Source organism: Pseudomonas simiae, assembly GCF_000934565.1.
Taxonomy (GTDB): domain Bacteria; phylum Pseudomonadota; class Gammaproteobacteria; order Pseudomonadales; family Pseudomonadaceae; genus Aquipseudomonas; species Aquipseudomonas simiae.
Genome location: NZ_CP010896.1, coordinates 1,337,157 through 1,358,002 on the forward strand (window position 1 = coordinate 1,337,157; position 20,846 = coordinate 1,358,002).

Sequence of the window (20,846 nt, forward strand, 5' to 3'; positions counted from 1 at the left end):
AAGGCGCTGGACATCTAAATGTGGGAGCGGGCTTGCTCGCGAATGCGCTGGGTCGGTTGATATATCCGTGACTGACCCGCCGCATTCGCAAGCAAGCCGGCTCCCACATTTGATCCGTATCGTTCTACGGATCGTGTACAAACCCCACGCCTTTTCGCCAAGCGGACTGCCGTTCCCCCCCATTTGCCGTTATACTCGCCGGCTTTCAAAAGTTCGCCAACGAGTGCTGCCCGCCATGGAAATCAACCCGATCCTTAACACCATCAAGGACCTGTCCGAGCGCTCCGAAACTATTCGGGGGTATCTTTGACTACGATCAAAAGCATGAGCGTCTGACCGAAGTCAATCGCGAGCTTGAAGATCCTGCTGTCTGGAACAAACCTGAATACGCCCAGGAACTGGGTCGCGAGCGCGCTGCGCTGGCGCAGATCGTCGACACCCTCGACGAACTGAACACCGGCCTGGCCGATTGCCGTGACCTGCTGGACATGGCCGTCGAAGAAAACGACGAAGGCGCAGTGGGCGATGTCGTCGCCGAGCTGGCCCGTCTCGAGGAAAACCTCGCCAAACTCGAATTCCGCCGCATGTTCAGCCACGAGATGGACCCGAACAACGCCTACCTCGACATCCAGGCCGGTTCCGGCGGCACCGAGGCCCAGGACTGGGCCAACATCCTGTTGCGCATGTACCTGCGCTGGGCGGACAAACGCGGTTTCGAAGCGACCATCATGGAACTGTCCGCCGGTGAAGTCGCCGGTATCAAGGGCGCGACCGTGCACATCAAGGGTGAATACGCCTTTGGCTGGTTGCGCACCGAGATTGGCGTGCACCGCCTGGTGCGCAAGAGTCCGTTCGACTCCGGCAACCGTCGTCACACTTCGTTCTCTGCGGTGTTCGTCTCCCCAGAGATCGACGACAAGGTCGAGATCGAAATCAACCCGGCCGACCTGCGCATCGACACCTACCGTTCCTCCGGTGCCGGTGGTCAGCACGTAAACACCACCGACTCGGCCGTACGTATTACCCACGTACCGACCAACACCGTGGTCAGCTGCCAGAACGAACGTTCCCAGCATGCCAACAAGGACACCGCCATGAAAATGCTGCGGGCCAAGTTGTACGAGCAGGAAATGCAGAAACGCAATGCCGCGTCCCAAGCGCTCGAAGACACCAAGTCGGATATCGGCTGGGGTCACCAGATCCGCTCTTATGTGCTCGATGCGTCGCGGATCAAGGATCTGCGCACTAACATCGAACGCAGTGACTGTGACAAGGTGCTCGACGGTGATATCGACGAATACCTGGAAGCCAGCCTGAAATCCGGCCTGTAACACCCTATGTGGGAGCGGGCTTGCCCGCGATCCCCAGGCCGCAGGCCTGGGGGCAACGAACCTGTGATGGAAAATTTAAAGACATGAGCGACCAACAACTCGACCAGGCCCTGCAACAGGAAGAAAACTCCCTGATCGCCCTGCGCAAGGAAAAGCTTGCTGCCGAGCGCGCCAAGGGCAATGCCTTCCCCAACGACTTCCGTCGCGAAAACTACTGCGATGCCTTGCAGAAACAGTACGCGGACAAGACCAAGGAAGAGCTGGCAGAGGCTGCGATCCCGGTCAAGGTGGCAGGTCGCATCATGCTCAACCGTGGCTCGTTCATGGTGATCCAGGACATGACCGGTCGCATCCAGGTCTACGTCAACCGCAAGACCTTGCCTGAAGAAACCCTGGCCTCGGTGAAAACCTGGGACATGGGCGACATCATCGCCGCCGAAGGCACCCTGGCCCGTTCCGGCAAGGGCGACCTGTACGTCGAGATGACCCACGTGCGCCTGCTGACCAAGTCGCTGCGCCCGCTGCCGGACAAGCACCACGGCCTGACCGACACCGAGCAGCGCTACCGCCAGCGCTATGTTGACCTGATCGTCAACGAAGAAGTGCGCCACACGTTCCGTGTGCGTTCGCAAGTGATCGCGCACATCCGTACCTTCCTGATGCAGCGCGACTTCCTGGAAGTGGAAACCCCAATGCTGCAAACCATCCCCGGTGGTGCCGCAGCCAAGCCGTTCGAAACTCACCACAACGCACTGGACATGGAAATGTTCCTGCGTATCGCGCCGGAGCTGTACCTCAAGCGCCTCGTTGTTGGCGGCTTCGAAAAAGTGTTCGAGATCAACCGCAACTTCCGTAACGAAGGCGTTTCGACGCGTCACAACCCAGAATTCACCATGTTGGAGTTCTACCAGGCCTACGCCGACTACGAAGACAACATGGACCTGACCGAAGAACTGTTCCGCGAGCTGGCGCAGCTGGTCCTGGGCAGCACCGACGTGCCGTATGGCGACAAGGTGTTCCATTTTGGCGAGCCGTTCGTGCGCCTGTCGGTATTCGACTCGATCCTCAAGTACAACCCTGAGCTGACCGCCGACGACCTGAACGACATCGACAAGGCCCGTGCGATCGCCAAGAAAGCCGGTGCCAAGGTGCTGGGCTTCGAGGGCCTGGGCAAACTGCAGGTGATGATTTTCGAGGAGCTGGTGGAGCACAAGCTGGAACAGCCGCACTTCATTACCCAGTACCCGTTCGAAGTGTCGCCGCTGGCCCGTCGCAACGACGAGAACCCGAACGTCACCGATCGTTTCGAACTGTTCATCGGTGGTCGCGAGATTGCCAACGCCTACTCCGAGCTTAACGACGCGGAAGACCAGGCCGAGCGCTTCATGGCCCAGGTGGCCGACAAGGACGCCGGCGACGACGAAGCCATGCACTACGACGCTGACTTCGTCCGCGCCCTGGAATACGGCATGCCGCCAACGGCCGGTGAAGGTATCGGCATCGACCGTCTGGTGATGCTGTTGACCAACTCGCCGTCGATCCGCGACGTGATCTTGTTCCCGCACATGCGGCCGCAAGCGTAACCGAAGCGAAATCCGAAGCCGCCTTTTATAAGGCGGCTTTTTTATGTGGCGTCAATAAGCGTCAAGCAAACAGCGCCAGGTTTTGATCTATTCAAGGATGTGAGTCGTGAACCGCGTAACCGCTCAAGAAGGCGCCGCCGGCATTGCCGCTGCCGTGGCTGAAAGCGTCCAGTACCAAGGCCGCAAGGCCAGCCGTCGGGGTAGCGAGCAACGCAGGCAAGACATTCTCGATGCAGCCATGCGCATCGTAGTGCGCGATGGCGTGCGCGCCGTGCGCCATCGCGCGGTGGCGGCGGAGGCGGGGGTGCCCTTGTCGGCCACCACCTACTATTTCAAGGACATCGACGATCTGCTCACCGACACCTTCGCCCAATACGTCGAGCGCAGTGCAGCGTTCATGGGCAAACTGTGGGTGCGTAACGAAGGCCTTTTGCGCGAGATGGTCGCCTATGGCGATGGCAGCCCGCAGTCACGCTCGCAACTGGCCGATGACATTGCGCGGCTGACCGCCGATTACGTCTTGCGGCAACTGACCAACCGTCGTGAACACCTGATGGCCGAGCAGGCGTTCCGTCAGGAAGCCTTGCTCAACCCGCGCCTGGCCGAGTTGGTGCGTTCCCACCAGCAGATTCTGTTGCAAGGCACCGGGCAGTTTTTCCAGGTGTTGGGCTCCCGCGAGCCACAACAGGATGCCAAAGTGTTGACGGCGATAATCAGTCGGATGGAATATCAGGGCCTGCTGGGCGGCGCAGAGCCTCTGACCGGTGAAGAAATGCTTGAGATCCTCAAGCGTTACATGCATTTGGTCTTGGCCTCGGTGTAGTCATTTACGGAACGTGCTTTATGTGGGAGCGGGCTTGCTCGCGAATGCGCAGTGTCAGTCGATACACATTTGGCTGAGCCACCGCTTTCGCGAGCAAGCCCGCTCCCACACAAAACGGTTCCACCCATACCCCGTGGAGTACTCGATGAAAGCCTGGCGAATCGCGGTAATTGCCTTGTCATTCCTGCTGCTCAGCGGCTGCCTGGTGACCTTCAAGGACCCGATGCCGGCCCGTGAAGCCGCACCCGCGGGCTTGCTGGGGAAATGGTCGAGCAAAAACGCCTGGGGCGAGCCGCTCAACCTGCGAATCACGCGCGTCGGTGAACACCGTTATAAAGCCGTGAGCTACCCTACAGCCAAGCCGAACCAGCGTGATGAGTACTTGTTTACTGTGTCCCGGCATGGCAACCGCTGGTACTTGTCGGCGCCGCTGCCGGCCAAGCTCGGCGGGCATTTCATCCTTGCGGGCTTCGAAATCAACGAAAAGCATGAATTGGTGGTCTACAACCTCGACCTGGAGCAGATCCATCAAGCCATAGGCCAAAAGGCGTTACAGGGCAGCACGGTGGAAACCGTCGAAGGGCCCGGGGTGCTGGTCGACGGCCCGCTGGACCAGGTGTTTGCCTACCTGGATGACCCGGCCAACGCCGATGTATTCGTGGAAGCCGTGCGCTACCAGCGTGCGGGCAAATAACGTTTAAAGAGGAAGCACCGGGTGGACGATTACCAGCAGACGATACGCACCTTGTCTGATCGCATTGTGCTGGCGCAAACACCGATTCGCGTCCTCGACGCCGTGAAGTGGGACGAGAACATTCGCCAGGGGTTCCTCAAGGCCAAGGGCAAGGAAATGCCGGCGGTCAGCCGCGACTACTACCTCAACCGGCCGCTGTCGTTCGATTCCAGCGCGGTGAAGCTGGAGTTCCAGAACATCGAGCGCGACATCACCCGTCGTCTCGGCCAGTTCAGTCCGGTGGGGCAGATCATGCGCCGCATGTGCAAGGAATACCGCATGGTGGTGCGCATGCTCGAAGCACGCGGCACCGAGGATTTCGGCCTGATTTCACAAGAGCTTTATGGCGCTGCTTCCGATGCGTTCCACGCGGGTGACCCGACCCTGGCCGATCTGGGCCTGATGCTTTCGGACTATCTGAACAACATCGATGGCCGTGGGGACTTGAAGGATGAGGCCAAGACCCTCACCGCCAAGGACGCCGTGGCCCTGCTGCAAACCCGCCTGAACAAGGTGTTCGGCGAGGCCGAAGAGACTATTCGCGTGTTTGAGTCCGACGGTATCGTCGCCGACGCGGCGGCGGGTGCGGACTACATCAAGATCCGCGCCGATGCGATGTTCAACGACCGCGACGTACGCGCCCTGGAAGTGCATGAAGGCCTGGTGCACGTGGGCACCACGTTGAATGGCCAGAACCAGCCGATCTGCACGTTCCTGTCCAAAGGCCCGCCGTCGTCTACCGTGACCCAGGAAGGCCTGGCGATCCTGATGGAAATCATCACCTTCGCCTCCTACCCGAGCCGTCTGCGCAAGCTGACCAACCGCACCCGCGCTATCCACATGGTGGAAGAGGGGGCCGACTTCCTGCAGGTGTTCGAGTTCTTCCGCGAGCAAGGCTTTGAGATGGCCGAAAGTTACGGCAACGCCAGTCGGGTTTTCCGAGGTTCAGTGCCGACTGGTCTGCCGTTTACCAAGGACCTGTCCTACCTCAAGGGCTTCATCATGGTCTACAACTACATCCAGCTCGCCGTGCGCAAAGGCAAGCTGGAACAAGTGCCGCTGCTGTTCTGCGGCAAGACCACCCTGGAAGACATGCGTACCCTGCGCCAACTGGTGGACGAAGGCCTGGTGGTGCCGCCCAAGTACCTGCCAGAGCAGTTCCGCGACATGAACGCACTGGCGGCGTGGATGTGCTTCTCCAACTTCCTCAACCATTTGAGCCTGGATCGGATCGAGGCGGATTACTCGAATATCCTTTGACGAAACCGGATCGACCGGTGGGAGCGGGCTTGTTCGCGAAAGCGGAACATCAGATATACATAAGTTGACTGACACACGGCTTTCGCGAGCAAGCCCGCTCCCACCTTTGAATCGCTGAAAGATTTAAAATTTCGAATAATAGCGAGGCTTCAACGGATGAGAATCCTCGGCATTTTGTGCCTGCTACTCACATTGAACGGCTGCAGCTCATTGCTGTTCTATCCCGAACCCGGCCTGCCGTTCACGCCGGAAAAAGCACACCTGCAGTACCGTGATGTCACCTTGACCAGCGCCGACGGCGTGAAGCTCCACGCCTGGTGGTTGCCGGCCAAGCCCGGTGTGCCGCTCAAGGGCACGGTGCTGCATTTGCATGGTAACGGCGGCAACCTGGCCTGGCATCTGGGCGGCAGTTGGTGGCTGCCAGAGCAGGGTTACCAAGTGCTGCTACTGGACTATCGAGGCTACGGCTTGTCGGAAGGCAAACCCTCGCTGCCAGCGATCTACCAGGATGTGGATGCGGCCTTCAGCTGGATCGACAAGGCGCCTGAAACCCAGGGCCAGCCGCTGATCGTCCTCGGTCAAAGCCTGGGCGGGGCGCTGGCGGTGCACTACCTGGCCGCTCACCCGGAGCGCCAATCCCAGCTCAAAGCCCTGGTGCTGGACGGCGTGCCTGCCAGTTATCGTGACGTAGGACAATTCGCCCTGAGCACCTCCTGGTTAACATGGCCATTGCAGGTGCCCCTGTCCTGGCTGGTGCCGGATGCTGACAGTGCAATCCATGCCATGCCCCGGCTCACTGGCGTGCCCAAGCTGCTGTTTCATAGCCTGGATGACCCGATCGTGCCGGTGGCAAATGGCATCCGCCTGTACCAGGCCGCACCGCCGCCACGGGTGTTGCAGTTGACCCGGGGCGGGCATGTGCAGACTTTTGCCGACAAGACCTGGCAAACCGTGATGCTGCGCTACCTGGATGACCCGCAACACTTCAACGGCCTGCGCCGCCTGGGCGAAATTCCGAACTACCCCATTCCTAAAGTTGATTCATCAGAGAGCCCGCAATGAGCGAAGAACGCAACATGATCCCGCTGATCCTCACCGGCATTGGCACCATCATCGGCACCGTCGGTTGCCTGTGGTTCTACGGTTACCTGCACTTCGCCAAGCCGGAAGACGCCCTGCTGCTCAGCGATTTCACCATGCTCAAAACGGTGCCAGGCGAGGACTACAAGATCTCCTTGACCCCGGCCGCGCAAGTGGCGCAGTGCGTGGATGGCGTGCTGGTGATGTTCGACACCGAGCAGAAAGGCCTCAGCGGTGTGCTGGTGAACAACAAGAAGCAGGCCGTGCGTTGCATGGGGCAGGAAACCCCGCAATTACAGGAGTGAACGCTGTTTTTCCCACTGTGGGAAAGCTCCGTTTTGAGTACCGACTAATGATTTAACGCATGCCAGGCGCTCGGCCGACCGGAACCGGCCGGGTGCGCTCACCACAGATCATGGACTGATTGGCTTTGCTGATCGGTCCATTTTTTCATTAGTCTGGAGTGAGCCTATATGGCGGGTATAAACGGAGTATCGGGTGTAGGAAACATGGGCAATGGTGGGAATGTCGGCGGGGGTGCCTCATCAGGCCAAGGCCTCGATCAGCAGATCCAGGACGTCCAAAGTAAAATCAAAGATATGCAGTCACAAGGTGCTAAAGGTGGTCAGGGTAGCCAGGGCGGAGGTGAGCTCGACGAACTGATGAAACTACTGGAAAAGCTGCTTAAGCAAAAAAATGATCAAGGCGCACAGGGCGCGCAAGGTGATCAAGGCGCCCAAGATGGTCAAGGTAGCGGCCAGGGACAGGGCCAGATCCAAATGCCGGAGACCCAGGGCACCGGTAAGGTCGGTGGTTGAACGGCACCTCTCAAAAACCGCCCTTTCGGGGCGGTTTTTTCGTGCTGATCAGCTATTCAGCCTGTAGCGACGTGGGGGGCGTAATGCAGGCTGCCGCATGTCATGCAACTGAAATGGAAATGTCTGGAACCGCTTCGACTTAAATGCCACATAAAATGCTGAAACCTACCTAGATTGGGTCGAGGATGAAAATACACATTCCTGTGTTGGAAAACATGTTGGCCATGGCAAGGCAGCATGTAGCGCTGGAACAGGAAGCCGCTCGCAAGTACAAGCGCGATCAACGGGTGGATGAGCAGGCGGGCGCGAAGATTGAAATGCCAGCCGAGGACACGAATCGCACTATTCAGTTTGATGAGCCAAAAAAAAACCCACCGTGAGGTGGGTTTTTTTAACCAATGCCAATCAATCAGTTAGCAACGGAAGACCGTGGCTTGACCGGCTGGTTGTCGTTGGAGATAGTCACTTCAACGCGACGGTTCATGGCACGGCCCGACACGCTGCCGTTGTCGGCAACCGGGTATTCCTTGCCGTAGCCCTGGGTCACGATGCGCGAGATATCCACGCCTTGTTGAGCCAGTGCGCGTTGTACCGAAGCCGCACGACGCTCGGACAGGCTCTGGTTGTACGAATCGGAACCGGTGCTGTCGGTGTAGCCTTCGACGATCACTTTGCGATCCGGGTTGTCGCGCAGGAACTGAGCCAGTTTGGTGATGTTCACCAGGCCGCTGGATTTCAGGTCAGACTTGTTGGTGGCGAACAGCACGTCACCGAAGGTCACCAGCGTACCGCGATCGGTCTGCTTGGCGTTCAGGCTGTCCTGCAGTTGCTTGATCTGCGCATCGCGGGCATCCAGCAAGGCGCGGGCACGCTCGTCGCCAGCGTTTTTCAGCTTGGCTTCGGATTCACGCAGCACGATGGTGTCTTTGGCCACTTCAACGCGCTGGTTGGTCAGGTAAGCCAGTTGGTCGACTTTCTTCTCGTCTTCCTTGTCGCGGTAGGCCTTGTCAGCCTTGTCCAGCCATTCGCTGGCGTCCTTGGTTTCCAGGGCCGCGAGCTTAGTGGCTTGCGGGTTGGTCTGCAGGGACGAGAAGTTGGTCCGTGCATTTTCCAGGTTCGCGTTTGGCGGGGTGGAGCAGGCCGCCAGTGCAACGCTCATCGCCAGCAGGGCAGGGATCATCAATTGTTTACGCATAGTCGTGTCGTCCTTTCAATTCGATATCAGGTGCGATTTGGTCACAGGAAGCGTCTTACTTCTGCTGGATAGCAGCCGGACGCATGCCTTCCTTACGCAACTCATCAACAGCCTTCTGGGAATCCTTCACAGCCTGTTCAGCCTTGGCGGCTTGAGCCTTGCGTTCTGCGACGCGAGCGTCCCACTCGGCTTGTTCAGCCAACTGGCGAGCTTTGTCGTAGTTCTTGTCGTGCATGGCAATTTCGGCTTCTTTGAGCTTGTCCTGGGCCGACTTCATTTCCACAGCCGCGTACTCAGTGCCGCCAGCGCTGACGGCGCTGTTCACGGCGGACTGGGTGACCGCGTACTGCTCGGTCGGAGGGTTGCCGGCGCAGCCCGCCAGGACGAAGCTGGTGCCGATTGCCAGCGCGGCCAATTTAAGCCCGCGCAGGTGGTTAAACGAGGATTTGGCAGTGCTGGTCTTCATCGTCTTCAACTCCATTGGATAACTCCTGAAAAACATTAAAATCCATGTCACTGGTCTGCGGCGGCGGGGCTGGCACTGGTGCACAAATTGCCCTTTAAAACGACCGTTCCAAGTGATGGCTTACTGGCTGTGACCGGAGGCTTTTTTCAAAAGTTCAGAGAAGATGGCGATTTGCCTAAAAAAATATCTGACTGATTGGTCAGCATAAAAAATTGGAACTTCTGCGTTGCGCAGTGGTACGCCGGGCCCGTCAGGAGCCCGGAATACAGGGGTTTGGTAAGGGTGTCAGTGTTTCTGTTCGTCAGTGCTCGCCGACAAATCATGCAGATAGCGGCGCGACAGCGTCAGAAAACGTGGGGTAGGGCCGACGTCCTCGTACAGCGGATCGCCTTCTTCATCGGTGGCAATCACCTGCTGGCCCTTGATGTAAGGGAAGCTGGCTTCCAGCTCTTCAAGGGCGGCACCGATCAACTCACCGAGCAATTCTTCAGGGTGGCGTTTGGGGTACATCTCGGTAATGGCCGCCAGCCGCGCGGCGGACTCCATATCCAGATGGATGGCGTATTCGGTCTTGGTCAGGCGACCCTTGGCGTTCTCTTCCCAGTGCTGGGCCAGTTCTCGAATTTTCATGGCAACCTCAATGAAGCCCGCGTTTAGCAGGCGGTGATGAGTGTCCAGTCGCCTGCGTGGATAAACGCGACGACTTAACCTTGAGACTAGCCGCAACTCACAAGGTTTAAAGTCTTGTCATAAATTGATGCTGGCGGCACTCTGGCAAACCTGCGCGTCCCGGATTTCTGGCTGGAGATTGGCTGATGAGTGATATCGATGCACGCTTGCGTGAGGATGTTCACCTGCTGGGTGAGCTGTTGGGCAACACCATTCGAGAGCAGTACGGCGATGATTTCCTCGACAAGATCGAGCAGATCCGCAAAGGCGCCAAGGCGGACCGTCGGGGGGCCGGGGATGAGCTGAGCACCCGCCTCAACCAGTTGCAGGAAAATGAACTGTTGCCGGTAGCACGGGCGTTCAACCAGTTTCTCAACCTGGCCAACATCGCCGAGCAGTACCAACTGATCCACCGGCGTGATGAGTCCCAGCCGGCACCGTTCGAGTCCCGCGTATTGCCCGAGTTGCTGGCGCGCCTGCAAAGCGAAGGCCACAGCAACGAATCCCTGGCCCGCCAGTTGGGGCGCCTGGAGATCGAACTGGTGCTCACCGCCCACCCTACCGAAGTGGCGCGTCGCACCCTGATCCAGAAATACGATGCCATCGCCGCCCAACTGGCGGCGCAAGATCACCGCGACCTCACCACCGCAGAGCGCGAGCAGATCCGCCAGCGCCTGCAACGCTTGATCGCCGAGGCCTGGCACACCGAAGAAATCCGCCGCACCCGGCCTACGCCGGTGGACGAAGCCAAGTGGGGCTTTGCGGTGATCGAGCATTCGCTGTGGCACGCGATACCCAATTATCTGCGCAAGGCCGATCAGGCGCTGCATGCCGCCACCGGTTTGCGCTTGCCCCTGGAAGCCGCGCCGATCCGCTTTGCCTCGTGGATGGGCGGCGACCGTGACGGCAACCCGAATGTCACGGCGCCGGTCACCCGTGAAGTCTTACTGTTGGCGCGTTGGATGGCTGCCGACCTCTACCTGCGCGATATCGACCACTTGGCCTCCGAGCTGTCGATGCAGCAAGCCAGCCCGGCGTTGCAGGCCAAGGTCGGTGATAGCGTCGAACCTTATCGCGCCTTGCTCAAGCAACTGCGCGAGCGCCTGCGGGCGACGCGCCAATGGGCGCACACCGCGTTGAGCAGCAGTACCCCGGCGCCGGCCGACGTATTGCAGAACAACCGTGACCTGCTGGAGCCGCTGGAGCTGTGCTATCACTCGCTACACGCGTGCGGCATGGGGGTGATTGCCGATGGCCCGTTGCTCGACTGCCTGCGTCGGGCGGTGACGTTCGGGCTGTTCCTGGTGCGTCTGGATGTGCGTCAGGATTCCAGTCGCCATTCGGCCGCCATGACGGAAATCACCGATTACCTCGGCCTGGGTCGGTACGAGGACTGGGACGAAGAGGCCCGTATCAGTTTCCTGATGAAGGAACTGGCTAACCGTAGACCCCTGCTGCCGGGCTATTTCAAGCCGTCGGCGGACACTGCCGAGGTGCTCAACACCTGTAAGGAAATCGCCGCCGCACCGGCTGCATCGTTGGGCTCTTATGTCATCTCCATGGCCGGCGCTGCCTCGGACGTGCTTGCAGTGCAACTGTTGCTTAAAGAGTCGGGCGTGCAACGGCCGATGCGTGTGGTGCCACTGTTCGAAACCCTGGCCGACCTGGATAACGCCGGCCCGGTGATCGAGCAACTGTTGCTGTTGCCGGGCTATCGCGCGCGTTTGCAGGGGCCGCAGGAAGTGATGATCGGCTACTCGGACTCGGCCAAGGACGCCGGCACTACCGCGGCAGCCTGGGCACAGTACCGCGCGCAGGAACGGCTGGTGGATATCTGCCGCGAGCAGCAGGTGGAGCTGCTGTTGTTCCACGGTCGGGGCGGCACCGTTGGCCGTGGCGGCGGCCCGGCCCACGCTGCGATCCTGTCGCAGCCACCGGGTTCGGTGGCGGGGCGGTTCCGCACCACCGAACAGGGCGAGATGATCCGCTTCAAGTTCGGCCTGCCGGATATCGCCGAGCAGAACCTCAATCTCTATCTGGCTGCGGTATTGGAAGCGACCCTGCTGCCACCACCGCCGCCAGAGCCGGCCTGGCGCCATTTGATGGATGAATTGGCGGCAGACGGTGTCAGCGCTTACCGCGCCGTGGTGCGGGAAAATCCGCAGTTCGTCGAGTATTTCCGCCAATCCACGCCGGAACAGGAGCTGGGTCGCTTGCCTCTGGGCAGTCGCCCGGCCAAACGCCGTGCGGGTGGAATTGAAAGCTTGCGTGCGATTCCCTGGATCTTCGGCTGGACCCAGACTCGCCTGATGCTGCCGGCCTGGCTCGGGTGGGAGGCGGCGCTGAGCAAGGCGCTGGAACGCGGAGAAGGCGAGCTGCTGGGGCAGATGCGCGAGCAGTGGCCGTTCTTCCGTACCCGCATCGACATGTTGGAAATGGTGCTGGCCAAAGCCGATGCCGATATCGCCCGCCTGTATGACGAGCGCCTGGTGCAGCCGGACCTGCTGCCATTGGGTGCACATCTGCGCGACCTATTGTCGCAGGCGTGCAGCGTGGTGCTTGGCCTGACCGGCCAGTCGCAACTGTTGGCCCATAGCCCGGACACCCTGGAGTTCATCCGATTGCGCAACACCTACCTTGACCCCTTGCACTTGCTGCAGGCCGAGTTGCTGGCGCGCTCACGCCAGCAGGAAGCGGCACAGGACAGCCCTCTGGAACAGGCGCTGCTGGTCTCCGTGGCCGGTATCGCCGCTGGTTTGCGTAACACTGGCTAGGGTTTTTTGCGTGTTCTCAATAGCTTGCAGATAAACCACGGCGGCCGCCCTGAAACGGGCGGCCGGCGTTTATGGGGCCGGGTTGCACCCAGGCACACCCTACCTATGACGTAAGCGCTGCGCGGGTTCCTGCGACTTTTGGCGGCTTGTGTGGTTAAGGCCTGCTGTGTATCTTGATCAGCCTTTGGCCGTTTGGGCGGCCCGAATTCTATTTTTACGAGCCACACTTCTACGAGATTTGCCCCCACGCGGCGAATCCGAGCGTCATCTCTATATAAAAAATTGAGGAGCACATCGATGCGCGTCATTCTGCTGGGAGCTCCCGGGGCCGGTAAAGGTACTCAGGCAAAGTTCATCACTGAAAAATTCGGCATTCCACAAATCTCCACCGGCGACATGCTGCGTGCGGCCGTCAAGGCTGGTACCGAGCTGGGCCTGATCGCCAAGAGCGTGATGGACAGCGGTGGCCTGGTTTCCGATGACTTGATCATCAACCTGGTCAAGGAACGCATCAGCCAGGAAGACTGCAAGAACGGTTTCCTGTTCGACGGCTTCCCCCGCACCATTCCCCAGGCTGAAGCCCTGGTGAAGGCCGGCGTTGAGCTGGATGCCGTGGTTGAAATCGCGGTGGAAGATGAAGAGATCGTCCAGCGTATTGCCGGTCGTCGCGTTCACGAAGCCTCTGGCCGCGTGTATCACACCGTCTACAACCCGCCAAAAGTGGAAGGCAAGGACGATGTGACCGGCGAAGACCTGGTGCAGCGCAAGGACGACACCGAAGAAACCGTGCGTCATCGCCTGTCGGTCTACCATTCCCAGACCAAGCCGCTGGTGGATTTCTACCAGAAGCTGTCCGCCGCCCAGGGCAAGCCGAAGTACAGCCACATTCCTGGCGTCGGCTCGGTTGAAGCGATCACCGCCAAAGTGCTGCAAGCACTCAGCTGATCCCTCTGCCGGCTACACGGATAACGGCCCGCTTGCGGGCCGTTGTTGTTTATACTGGCGCACTTTTTTTCGACTTGGACACCTACACCGATGAGCACCCTGCTGGCCCTGGACACCGCGACTGAAGCTTGCTCCGTTGCCTTGCTGCACGATGGCAAGGTAACGAGCCACTACGAGGTGATCCCGCGCCTGCATGCGCAGAAGCTGTTGCCAATGATCAAGCAACTGCTGGAAGACGCCGGCACTACGCTGGCAGCGGTAGATGCCATCGCCTTCGGCCGTGGCCCGGGTGCGTTTACCGGTGTGCGTATCGCTATCGGCGTGGTGCAGGGCCTGGCGTTTGCCCTGGAGCGCCCGGTGCTGCCGGTGTCCAACCTTGCCATGCTGGCGCAGCGCGCCTTGCGTGAACACGGCGCCCAGCAGGTGGCAGCGGCCATCGATGCGCGTATGGATGAAGTCTATTGGGGCTGCTACCGCGAAACAGCGGGTGAAATGCGCCTGGTCGGTGTGGAAGCCGTGCAGGCACCGGAGTCATCGGTATTGCCTGTCGATGCCAGCGGCGACTGGTTCGGTGCTGGCACCGGCTGGGGTTATGGCGAGCGCATCGCTGTGCCGTTGGTGGGCCAGGATGCGGCGATGTTGCCCCACGGTGAAGACTTGTTGACCCTCGCGCGCTTCGCGTTCGAACGCGGCGAGGCGATTCCTGCAGACCAGGCTGCACCTGTGTACCTGCGCGATAAAGTGGCGCAGACCAAGGCCGAACGCGGGATTATTTGACGCCAAAAATGATGGCAGTTTGGGGCTAACTTCACCAATCGTCAGAATTTGCCCCCGATTTAAAACCTTTTTCAAATTATGTGTTCTAGTTATCACCAGAGCATTTGCGCACCACGGATGATGCTGCCAAAATGCCACTACTGATAGCGAGTTCGCGCCCATGCGTATTGATGGCTTTTCCTCACAGTCCTACCCAATCAAGCGCAAGCCGCGTAAGGCAAACGTCACGGTAGACGAGTCCGTCGAGGATTCGCCGGACTTCATCGAGGTCCAGTCCGACGCGCAGGCCAACGCTCAAGCACGCATCAGTGGTCTTCCCGCCCGTCAGCAAGACATGGTCTTCCCGCGCTCCATGAGCAAAAGCGTCGCCACCGCCCTGGCCAGCTACCTGACCACCGCCGGTTTTGTCGAATGGGATATGGAAGTGCTGGGCCTCGACATCCACATCTGATGCGTCTGCCTTACTACCTCGGTTGCCCGTCCTGGAGTGAAAACGCCTGGCGCGAGTACCTGTACCCCGCCGATGCCCGTTCCAGCGACTACCTTGCGCTTTACGCCCAGGTCTTCAACGCCGTTGAAGGCAACACCACGTTCTATGCCCGCCCATCGACCGCCACGGTGCAACGCTGGGCTGAGATCATGCCCGACGATTTCCGTTTCACGGCCAAGTTTCCCGGTGATATCAGCCACAGCGGCAACCTGATTGAACAGCTACCGGCTGCGGAAAGCTTTGTGGGCTTGATGAGCCCATTGGGTGAGCGCGTATCGCCGCTGTGGTTGCAGCTGCCCGCGACGTTCACACCGCAGCGTCTGGGGGAGTTGGCAGGTTTCATTGATGGTTTGGAGCGGCCCCTGGCGGTGGAAGTACGCCATCAGGCGTTCTTCGCCAAAGGCGACGCGGAGCGCATGCTTAACCGCTTGTTACGGGATCGGGGCGTGGAGCGTATCTGCCTGGACCCGCGCGCGTTGTTCAGTTGCACCTCTACATCGGCTGCCGTACTGCACGCCCAGTCGAAAAAACCCAAGGTGCCCCCCCGGCCGGCGGCACTGACGCAGTTCCCTCAGGTGCGTTTTATCGGTCATCCCGAACTGGAAGCCAACGATCCGTTCCTGGTGCCTTGGGTGGAAAAAGTCGCAGGTTGGATCGAAGAAGGCCGCACCCCCTACGTATTCCTGCACACCTCGGATAACCGCCTCGCCGCCCAACTGGCCCTGCGTTTTCATGACCAGTTGATGGCGCGTCTGCCCGGTCTGCCAGCCTTAACTGTGCTGGATCGTGCCCCCGCCGTGGAGCAACTGGGGTTACTCTAGGGCTCCTTTCCCCGCCAGGAGCCAGACATGGATGCCCAAACCCTTCGCGCCGAAACCTTCAAGGCCTTGCATGAGCGTGACCGTGCGTTCGTGATGCCCAACCCGTGGGATGCAGGCTCTGCCGTGATGCTGGCCAGCTTGGGGTTCGAAGCCCTCGCCACCACCAGTGCGGGCTACGCGTTCAGCCTGGCGCGCCCGGACGCGGAAGGGGCGTTGTCCCTGGAAGACACCCTGATCAATGCCAGCATGATTGCCAAGGCCACGGTGTTGCCGGTATCGGCGGATCTGGAGAACGGCTTCAGCGACACCCCGAAAGGCTGCGCCCAGACCATCCTGCGTGCCGCTGCCACCGGTGTCGTCGGCGGTTCCATCGAAGACGCGACGGGCATTGCCGCTGACCCGATCTATCCTTTCGACCTGTCCGTGGAGCGCGTCGAAGCTGCGGTGGCCGCCGCGCGCAGCTTGCCATTTCCCTTTACCCTGACCGCCCGCGCGGAAAATCTCCTGCATGGTCGCCTGGATTTACCCGACACCATCCGCCGTCTGCAAGCCTACGCCGAAGCCGGTGCCGACGTGCTGTATGCGCCGGCCCTGCGCAGTGCCGAGGAAGTGCTGGCGGTGGTCAAGGCGGTGGCGCCCAAACCGGTGAACGTATTGATGTCTGGCGGCTTGAACCTCAGCGTCGCGCAGCTCAGCGCGATGGGTGTGCGGCGCATCAGCGTCGGCTCGGCCCTGGCGTTGGCTGCCTATGGTGAGTTCTATCGCGCAGCCCAGGAAGTGTACGAACTGGGCACGTTCACCTTTACCGAGCGCAAGATGCCGTTCAGGCAGGCCAATCAGTTCTTCAAGGGCTAAGGGGTGAGTTTTTTCAAAGTGACAGGCGTGTTGCTGATCCTGGCCGGCGCCTGTGCCGTTGGCGTTTGGCGTGGCTGGGTGCCGCTGCCGGCCGATTGGAACCCGTGGGCACCGTTGGATGTGCGCGCTAGCCCGAATCTGTTGACGCGCTACAAGCTGGGGCGTCTGCAGGATGACCCGGCGTTGTGCGACCAGGTGCTGGTAACCTCGGGCCTGCGCGTCAGCCATCAAGCCGATACGCCCGCCGATGCCGCGTGTCCGCTGCGCAATACCTTACGCGTTCAGGGGGCGGCAGTTGGACTCAGCAGCAGTTTTCTCGCCAGTTGCCCGCTGGCGGTGGCATTCGCGCTGTTCGAGCGCCACAGCCTGCAACCGGCGGCCCAGGCCGTGTTCGGCCAGGCGGTGGCGCGGGTCGATCATCTAGGCAGCTTTGCCTGCCGCAATATGTATAACCGCGCCGAAGGGCGACTCAGCCAGCATGCGTCGGCCAATGCCCTGGACATTGCCGGTTTCCGCCTGGCGGACGGTCGCACTGTCAGCGTGCTCAGGGATTGGCCGGGGGAGGGGGAGAAGGCGCGGTTCTTGCGAGAGGTCCGCGATAGCGCCTGCGATGATTTCAACGTGGTACTGAGCCCGGACTACAACGCCGCGCACCGCAACCATTTTCATCTGGATATGGGGCGTTGGTGGGTGTGTCGCTGAGTGTCAGGCGGCCAGACGCAGGTTTTGGGTGACCAGCGGGCGAGCCCAGTAGTAGTCGAAGTCCAGCGCCTTTTGTTGCGCAACCAGTTCTTCGGTCGGGTACGGCGTGGCAGCGGGCGGCAGCAGGTCGAGTTCGAACTCGGCGATAGGCAGGTGCAGTGGGCGTGGCTCCGGCGCCGGGCCAGGCTCCGGCAATGGTTGGCCGGCGGTCAGCACGATCGGGCGCACCCAACCGCTTTCGAAGTTCTGCTGGCGCTGCTGGGCGACGATTTCTTCTTCAGGGAACGGCGGGGCGGCAGGTGGCAGCAAGCCGGTCTCGAGCTCGGCGATCGGCAGGAACAGCGGTTCCGGTGGGGCGATCTCGGTGTCTCTCACATCGCATTCGCGCTGGGTGAGGATCTGCGCCAACAGATCGGCGCCTTCGCTGGGCTCTACCGCTGGATCCGCCGGTACCGGCGCCTGCACAGCCAGCGCGTCCGGCGTATCGCCGAGCTGCTCGGCCAATGCACGGGCGAAGAAGTCCTGCCACACATGACTCACCCCGGCCAGCGCTTGAGTATTGCGCAGGCCGTAGTGGTTATGGGTCGGCAGTACACCGATGGTTAGGGGAAGAATGTCTGACATTTTTCTCGGTCGACGCTCAGCTCTGGCAAAATACCTGACTGTTGTTTTTATCGGCCGCTGTTTGCCGATCCTTAATATTTTTGAGCGTAGTGATTGATGAGCGAACAACCAGCGGCCAGCCGCATCCAGGTCGAGGCCTTGGGCGAAGGTTTCCAGGGCCGTGCCGAACAGTGGGCGTCACTGCTGGGTTTGCCGATGCACGTGGCGGATGCGGACTTTTCCTTGCAAGTGGGGGAACACGGCCTACAGCTGCAACAGCTCGGGCCCGACGCGCCTGGACCGGTGCGGGTGGACTTTGTCGAAGGCGGGGCAGCGCACCGGCGCCTGTACGGTGGTGGCAGCGGGCAGATGATCGCCAAGGCCGTGGGCATCGCCCAAGGCGTGCGCCCCAGGGTGCTGGACGCCACAGCCGGCCTGGGCAAGGACGCTTTTGTGCTGGCCAGCTTGGGCTGCGAGATGAGCCTGATCGAGCGCCAACCGTTGATCGGCGCCTTGCTCGAAGATGGTTTGGCACGTGGCGCGGATGATTTTGAGGTGGCACCGATTGTGGCGCGCATGAAGTTGCTCAAGGGCAACTCCATCGACGTGATGCTCAACTGGGAAGGCGAGCCGCCCCAGGTGATCTACCTCGACCCGATGTTCCCGCACCGTGAGAAAACCGCCCTGGTGAAGAAGGAAATGCGCCTGTTCCGACCGCTGGTGGGCGATGATCCGGACGCGCCGGCGCTGTTGGCTGCGGCCCTGGCCCTGGCCAGCCACCGCGTGGTGGTGAAGCGCCCGCGCAAGGCACCGTGCATTGACGGGCCCAAGCCGAGCCATGCGCTGGATGGCAAGTCCAGCCGGTATGACATCTACCCCAAGAAAGCCCTCAAACCCTGAAGCTGCTTTAGGTTTGAGGCCCTCATCGCCGCATAGATGTCTACACACTTGTCGGTGTGGCGCTGGGCCCGTGGCGAGGGAGCTTGCTCCCATGACGGCCTGATAGTCGCCCGAGCCCTGTCAGGTGTAAATCGGTCGAAAATGTGGGGGCTGGCTTGCCTGCGATGAGGCCCTTAAGGTCAATGAAGATTCAGGGCCGATAAGCCCGCATAAACAACCCCACCACGTCCTGCACATGGGCTTCGGCAGCTTCTTCGCTCAGTTGCCCGCCGCAGCCATACAGCAAGCAAAAGTTCGCCGTGCCCTTGAGCAGGCAGAAGAAGTGCTCGGCTGCCGTGAACGGTTTGTCGATGCTCAGGGCGCCGCTCTGGTCGATTTTGCCAAGCAGGCGCTCCATGCCTTGCAACATGCGCATCGGGCCCGCCTCGAAGAAGATCTGCGAGAGTTTCACGTCCTGATTGCCAGTAGTCATCATCAGGCGATGCAGGTTGACCGACTCCTCGCTGTTGATCAGGCGGTGGAACCCCCGCGCGATATTCAGCAACACAGTCTCCACGGGCATGCCCGCAGGCAGCTCGAAGTACATCACCGGCAGTTGTTCTTCGCACTTGGCCACCACCGCGGCGGTGAACAAGGTCTCTTTATCGTTGAAGTGGCTGTACACGGTCAGTTTCGACACGCCGGCCTCAAGGGCCACGGCATCCATGCTGGTACTGGCGTAGCCATTGCTCAAAAACAGGATTTTCGCTGCTTCGAGGATTGCCTGGCGTTTTGCCATGTCCTTGGGACGCCCGGGGCTATTGGTGTTCACAGGATTGTCGGACATTTTCACCTTTAATACTGGACTGGTGAGTTTGGTATTAATAACATACCCGCCAGTATAATTATTCTTAGCTCCATTTGCGAAAGGTCCTACAGCATGCGCAGTACTTTCCTGCCCTTTGCGTTGCCTGTCAGTCTGGTCTTCCTGTTGGCCGGATGCGGCCATGAAGAAGCGGCCCAGACCACCATCCGTCCGGCCATGGTGGTGCAGCCACAACCTTCTTCACAGTCGATGGACAGCTACCCCGGTGAAGTGCGCGCCCGTTATGAACCGGACCTGGCCTTTCGCATCGGTGGCAAAGTCAGCAAGCGGTTAGTGGAAGAGGGCGAGCGGGTCAAGGCCAACCAGGCGCTGGCCGAACTCGACCCGCAAGATGTGCGCCTGCAACTGGAAGCCACCCGTGCCCAAGTCGCCGCCGCCGAGGCCAACCTGAGCCTGGTGCGCGCCGAGCGTGACCGCTACAAGACCCTGATGGACCGTCAGATGGTCAGCCGCTCCCAGTACGACAATTCCGAAAATCTCTACCGAGCCGGTGTTGCTCGTCTCAAGCAGATCAAGGCCGAGTTCGACGTGGCCAGCAACCAGGCCGGCTATGCGGTGCTGCGTGCGCCACAGGATGGGGTGGTGGCCAAGCGTGCGGTAGAAGTTGGCCAGGTGGTGTCCGCCGGCCAGACCGTGTTTACCTTGGCGACCGATGGCGAGCGCGAAGTGCTGATCAGCCTGCCGGAGCAGGGTTTTGGCCGTTTCAAGATCGGCCAGCCGGTGTCGGTCGAGCTGTGGAGCCAGCCTGACCAGCGCTTCACCGGCCGCATTCGTGAACTGTCACCGGCCGCCGATCCAAAGTCGCGTACGTTTGCTGCCCGCGTGGCATTCACCGGCGGCAAAGTCCCGGCGGAACTGGGTCAGAGCGCACGTGTATTCATACAGGTCGACGGCGATATTCCTCTCTCGGTCCCACTGTCGGCTCTCAGTGCGGAGAACGGTGCGTCCTACGTCTGGCGTGTGCAGCCCGACAATACCCTTAAGCGCACACCGGTACGCATCGGTGCTTTCGGTGAAAAAACCGTACCGGTACTGGAAGGGTTAAGCCCTACGGATTGGGTCATTGCTGCGGGTGTGCATGTGCTCCACGAGGGCCAGCAGGTGCGCCCGGTGGATCGCTCCAACCGTGTGGTGAATCTGGCGGCCAAGGAGTAGT

At 60.5% G+C, this 20,846-nt stretch carries 23 protein-coding genes; 18 read left to right on the forward strand and 5 right to left on the reverse strand.

The genetic code is table 11. The features are described from left to right. Window positions 1-235: 235 nt before the first annotated feature. From prfB to PF1751_RS06010, 9 genes are all read left to right on the forward strand, one after another. A protein-coding gene (gene prfB / locus PF1751_RS05970; protein ID WP_100215725.1) for a peptide chain release factor 2 occupies window positions 236-1,331 on the forward strand; the annotation gives its coding sequence in 2 pieces (ribosomal slippage) (window positions 236-307 and window positions 309-1,331; 1,095 coding nt in all). Window positions 1,332-1,414: 83 nt separating this feature from the next. Further along, window positions 1,415-2,914 (forward strand): lysine--tRNA ligase, encoded by a 1,500-nt coding sequence (gene lysS, locus PF1751_RS05975; protein WP_044286716.1) that lies wholly within the window; start codon window positions 1,415-1,417, stop codon window positions 2,912-2,914. A gap of 106 nt (window positions 2,915-3,020) precedes the next feature. Further along, the gene (locus tag PF1751_RS05980) at window positions 3,021-3,737 is read left to right on the forward strand and encodes a TetR/AcrR family transcriptional regulator (RefSeq protein ID WP_016979842.1); all 717 of its coding nucleotides are present in this window, start codon (window positions 3,021-3,023) and stop codon (window positions 3,735-3,737) included. A gap of 145 nt (window positions 3,738-3,882) precedes the next feature. Further along, the gene (locus PF1751_RS05985) at window positions 3,883-4,431 is read left to right on the forward strand and encodes a hypothetical protein (protein WP_021492448.1); all 549 of its coding nucleotides are present in this window, start codon (window positions 3,883-3,885) and stop codon (window positions 4,429-4,431) included. 21 nt (window positions 4,432-4,452) lie between these two features. Beyond that, window positions 4,453-5,730 carry a flavohemoglobin expression-modulating QEGLA motif protein gene (locus PF1751_RS05990; protein WP_010212629.1) on the forward strand — a complete coding sequence of 426 codons (1,278 nt, stop codon included), beginning with the start codon at window positions 4,453-4,455 and terminating at the stop codon, window positions 5,728-5,730. Between the two features lie 156 nt (window positions 5,731-5,886). Then, entirely contained in the window at window positions 5,887-6,792 is a 906-nt protein-coding gene (locus PF1751_RS05995; protein ID WP_010212627.1) for an alpha/beta hydrolase, read from the forward strand. After that, the gene (locus PF1751_RS06000) at window positions 6,789-7,115 is read left to right on the forward strand and encodes a PA3694 family proteiin (protein ID WP_010212625.1); all 327 of its coding nucleotides are present in this window, start codon (window positions 6,789-6,791) and stop codon (window positions 7,113-7,115) included. Before PF1751_RS05995 ends, PF1751_RS06000 begins: the two co-directional genes overlap by 4 nt. Before the next feature lie 168 nt (window positions 7,116-7,283). Then, window positions 7,284-7,628 carry a hypothetical protein gene (locus PF1751_RS06005; protein ID WP_010212624.1) on the forward strand — a complete coding sequence of 115 codons (345 nt, stop codon included), beginning with the start codon at window positions 7,284-7,286 and terminating at the stop codon, window positions 7,626-7,628. Window positions 7,629-7,813: 185 nt separating this feature from the next. Beyond that, the gene (locus PF1751_RS06010; RefSeq protein ID WP_021492447.1) at window positions 7,814-8,008 is read left to right on the forward strand and encodes a hypothetical protein; all 195 of its coding nucleotides are present in this window, start codon (window positions 7,814-7,816) and stop codon (window positions 8,006-8,008) included. Between the two features lie 29 nt (window positions 8,009-8,037). Here PF1751_RS06010 and lptF read toward each other — a convergent pair whose 3' ends face one another. The 3 genes from lptF to PF1751_RS06025 all read right to left on the reverse strand — a co-directional run bounded on the left by lptF (window position 8,038) and on the right by PF1751_RS06025 (window position 9,919). Beyond that, complete coding sequence (gene lptF, locus PF1751_RS06015; protein WP_010212622.1) at window positions 8,038-8,823, reverse strand: lipotoxin F family OmpA-related lipoprotein LptF; 786 nt, start codon at window positions 8,821-8,823, stop codon at window positions 8,038-8,040. Window positions 8,824-8,878: 55 nt separating this feature from the next. After that, window positions 8,879-9,304 carry a DUF4398 domain-containing protein gene (locus tag PF1751_RS06020; protein ID WP_010212621.1) on the reverse strand — a complete coding sequence of 142 codons (426 nt, stop codon included), beginning with the start codon at window positions 9,302-9,304 and terminating at the stop codon, window positions 8,879-8,881. A gap of 270 nt (window positions 9,305-9,574) precedes the next feature. Beyond that, on the reverse strand, window positions 9,575-9,919 hold the full coding sequence (locus PF1751_RS06025) for a hypothetical protein (RefSeq protein WP_010212620.1): 345 nt from the start codon (window positions 9,917-9,919) through the stop codon (window positions 9,575-9,577). 185 nt (window positions 9,920-10,104) lie between these two features. Between PF1751_RS06025 and ppc the strand changes: the two genes are divergently transcribed. The 7 genes from ppc (at window position 10,105) to PF1751_RS06060 (ending at window position 17,322) form a co-directional block, all read left to right on the forward strand. Continuing rightward, window positions 10,105-12,732 carry a phosphoenolpyruvate carboxylase gene (gene ppc, locus PF1751_RS06030; RefSeq protein ID WP_042571737.1) on the forward strand — a complete coding sequence of 876 codons (2,628 nt, stop codon included), beginning with the start codon at window positions 10,105-10,107 and terminating at the stop codon, window positions 12,730-12,732. A gap of 297 nt (window positions 12,733-13,029) precedes the next feature. Further along, entirely contained in the window at window positions 13,030-13,677 is a 648-nt protein-coding gene (adk, locus tag PF1751_RS06035; protein ID WP_010212617.1) for an adenylate kinase, read from the forward strand. A 90-nt stretch (window positions 13,678-13,767) separates the two neighbouring features. After that, on the forward strand, window positions 13,768-14,454 hold the full coding sequence (gene tsaB / locus PF1751_RS06040) for a tRNA (adenosine(37)-N6)-threonylcarbamoyltransferase complex dimerization subunit type 1 TsaB (protein WP_044286717.1): 687 nt from the start codon (window positions 13,768-13,770) through the stop codon (window positions 14,452-14,454). Between the two features lie 160 nt (window positions 14,455-14,614). After that, a complete protein-coding gene (locus PF1751_RS06045; protein ID WP_016979856.1) occupies window positions 14,615-14,905 on the forward strand; it encodes a hypothetical protein in 291 nt (96 codons plus the stop codon). Continuing rightward, entirely contained in the window at window positions 14,905-15,765 is an 861-nt protein-coding gene (locus tag PF1751_RS06050) for a DUF72 domain-containing protein (protein WP_044286719.1), read from the forward strand. The genes PF1751_RS06045 and PF1751_RS06050 overlap by 1 nt, the downstream gene beginning before the upstream one ends. A 27-nt stretch (window positions 15,766-15,792) precedes the next feature. Beyond that, the gene (locus PF1751_RS06055; protein WP_044286720.1) at window positions 15,793-16,620 is read left to right on the forward strand and encodes an isocitrate lyase/PEP mutase family protein; all 828 of its coding nucleotides are present in this window, start codon (window positions 15,793-15,795) and stop codon (window positions 16,618-16,620) included. Between the two features lie 3 nt (window positions 16,621-16,623). Next, window positions 16,624-17,322, forward strand: a complete 699-nt coding sequence (locus PF1751_RS06060) for an extensin-like domain-containing protein (protein ID WP_044286721.1) — start codon at window positions 16,624-16,626, stop codon at window positions 17,320-17,322. 3 nt (window positions 17,323-17,325) lie between these two features. Here the strand turns inward: PF1751_RS06060 and PF1751_RS06065 are convergent, their stop codons facing one another. After that, window positions 17,326-17,946: a hypothetical protein gene (locus tag PF1751_RS06065; RefSeq protein WP_044286722.1), complete on the reverse strand. Its 621-nt coding sequence runs from the start codon at window positions 17,944-17,946 to the stop codon at window positions 17,326-17,328. A gap of 96 nt (window positions 17,947-18,042) precedes the next feature. Here PF1751_RS06065 and PF1751_RS06070 point away from each other — a divergent pair, with 96 nt between their 5' ends. Next, the gene (locus PF1751_RS06070; protein WP_021492440.1) at window positions 18,043-18,825 is read left to right on the forward strand and encodes a class I SAM-dependent methyltransferase; all 783 of its coding nucleotides are present in this window, start codon (window positions 18,043-18,045) and stop codon (window positions 18,823-18,825) included. Between the two features lie 190 nt (window positions 18,826-19,015). Here the strand turns inward: PF1751_RS06070 and PF1751_RS06075 are convergent, their stop codons facing one another. Beyond that, the gene (locus PF1751_RS06075) at window positions 19,016-19,651 is read right to left on the reverse strand and encodes a TetR/AcrR family transcriptional regulator (RefSeq protein ID WP_010212608.1); all 636 of its coding nucleotides are present in this window, start codon (window positions 19,649-19,651) and stop codon (window positions 19,016-19,018) included. A gap of 93 nt (window positions 19,652-19,744) precedes the next feature. Between PF1751_RS06075 and PF1751_RS06080 the strand changes: the two genes are divergently transcribed. Continuing rightward, entirely contained in the window at window positions 19,745-20,845 is a 1,101-nt protein-coding gene (locus PF1751_RS06080; RefSeq protein WP_021492439.1) for an efflux RND transporter periplasmic adaptor subunit, read from the forward strand. Window position 20,846: the final 1 nt, after the last annotated feature.

Coding starts and splice junctions, on each gene's coding strand:
- lysS (WP_044286716.1), top strand. CDS start 1,415: ATGAGCGACCAACAACTCGACCAGGCCCTGCAACAGGAAGAAAACTCC.
- PF1751_RS05985 (WP_021492448.1), top strand. CDS start 3,883: ATGAAAGCCTGGCGAATCGCGGTAATTGCCTTGTCATTCCTGCTGCTC.
- PF1751_RS05995 (WP_010212627.1), top strand. CDS start 5,887: ATGAGAATCCTCGGCATTTTGTGCCTGCTACTCACATTGAACGGCTGC.
- PF1751_RS06000 (WP_010212625.1), top strand. CDS start 6,789: ATGAGCGAAGAACGCAACATGATCCCGCTGATCCTCACCGGCATTGGC.
- PF1751_RS06005 (WP_010212624.1), top strand. CDS start 7,284: ATGGCGGGTATAAACGGAGTATCGGGTGTAGGAAACATGGGCAATGGT.
- PF1751_RS06010 (WP_021492447.1), top strand. CDS start 7,814: ATGAAAATACACATTCCTGTGTTGGAAAACATGTTGGCCATGGCAAGG.
- lptF (WP_010212622.1), bottom strand. CDS start 8,823: ATGCGTAAACAATTGATGATCCCTGCCCTGCTGGCGATGAGCGTTGCA.
- PF1751_RS06020 (WP_010212621.1), bottom strand. CDS start 9,304: ATGGAGTTGAAGACGATGAAGACCAGCACTGCCAAATCCTCGTTTAAC.
- PF1751_RS06025 (WP_010212620.1), bottom strand. CDS start 9,919: ATGAAAATTCGAGAACTGGCCCAGCACTGGGAAGAGAACGCCAAGGGT.
- ppc (WP_042571737.1), top strand. CDS start 10,105: ATGAGTGATATCGATGCACGCTTGCGTGAGGATGTTCACCTGCTGGGT.
- adk (WP_010212617.1), top strand. CDS start 13,030: ATGCGCGTCATTCTGCTGGGAGCTCCCGGGGCCGGTAAAGGTACTCAG.
- tsaB (WP_044286717.1), top strand. CDS start 13,768: ATGAGCACCCTGCTGGCCCTGGACACCGCGACTGAAGCTTGCTCCGTT.
- PF1751_RS06045 (WP_016979856.1), top strand. CDS start 14,615: ATGCGTATTGATGGCTTTTCCTCACAGTCCTACCCAATCAAGCGCAAG.
- PF1751_RS06050 (WP_044286719.1), top strand. CDS start 14,905: ATGCGTCTGCCTTACTACCTCGGTTGCCCGTCCTGGAGTGAAAACGCC.
- PF1751_RS06055 (WP_044286720.1), top strand. CDS start 15,793: ATGGATGCCCAAACCCTTCGCGCCGAAACCTTCAAGGCCTTGCATGAG.
- PF1751_RS06065 (WP_044286722.1), bottom strand. CDS start 17,946: ATGTCAGACATTCTTCCCCTAACCATCGGTGTACTGCCGACCCATAAC.
- PF1751_RS06070 (WP_021492440.1), top strand. CDS start 18,043: ATGAGCGAACAACCAGCGGCCAGCCGCATCCAGGTCGAGGCCTTGGGC.
- PF1751_RS06075 (WP_010212608.1), bottom strand. CDS start 19,651: ATGTCCGACAATCCTGTGAACACCAATAGCCCCGGGCGTCCCAAGGAC.
- PF1751_RS06080 (WP_021492439.1), top strand. CDS start 19,745: ATGCGCAGTACTTTCCTGCCCTTTGCGTTGCCTGTCAGTCTGGTCTTC.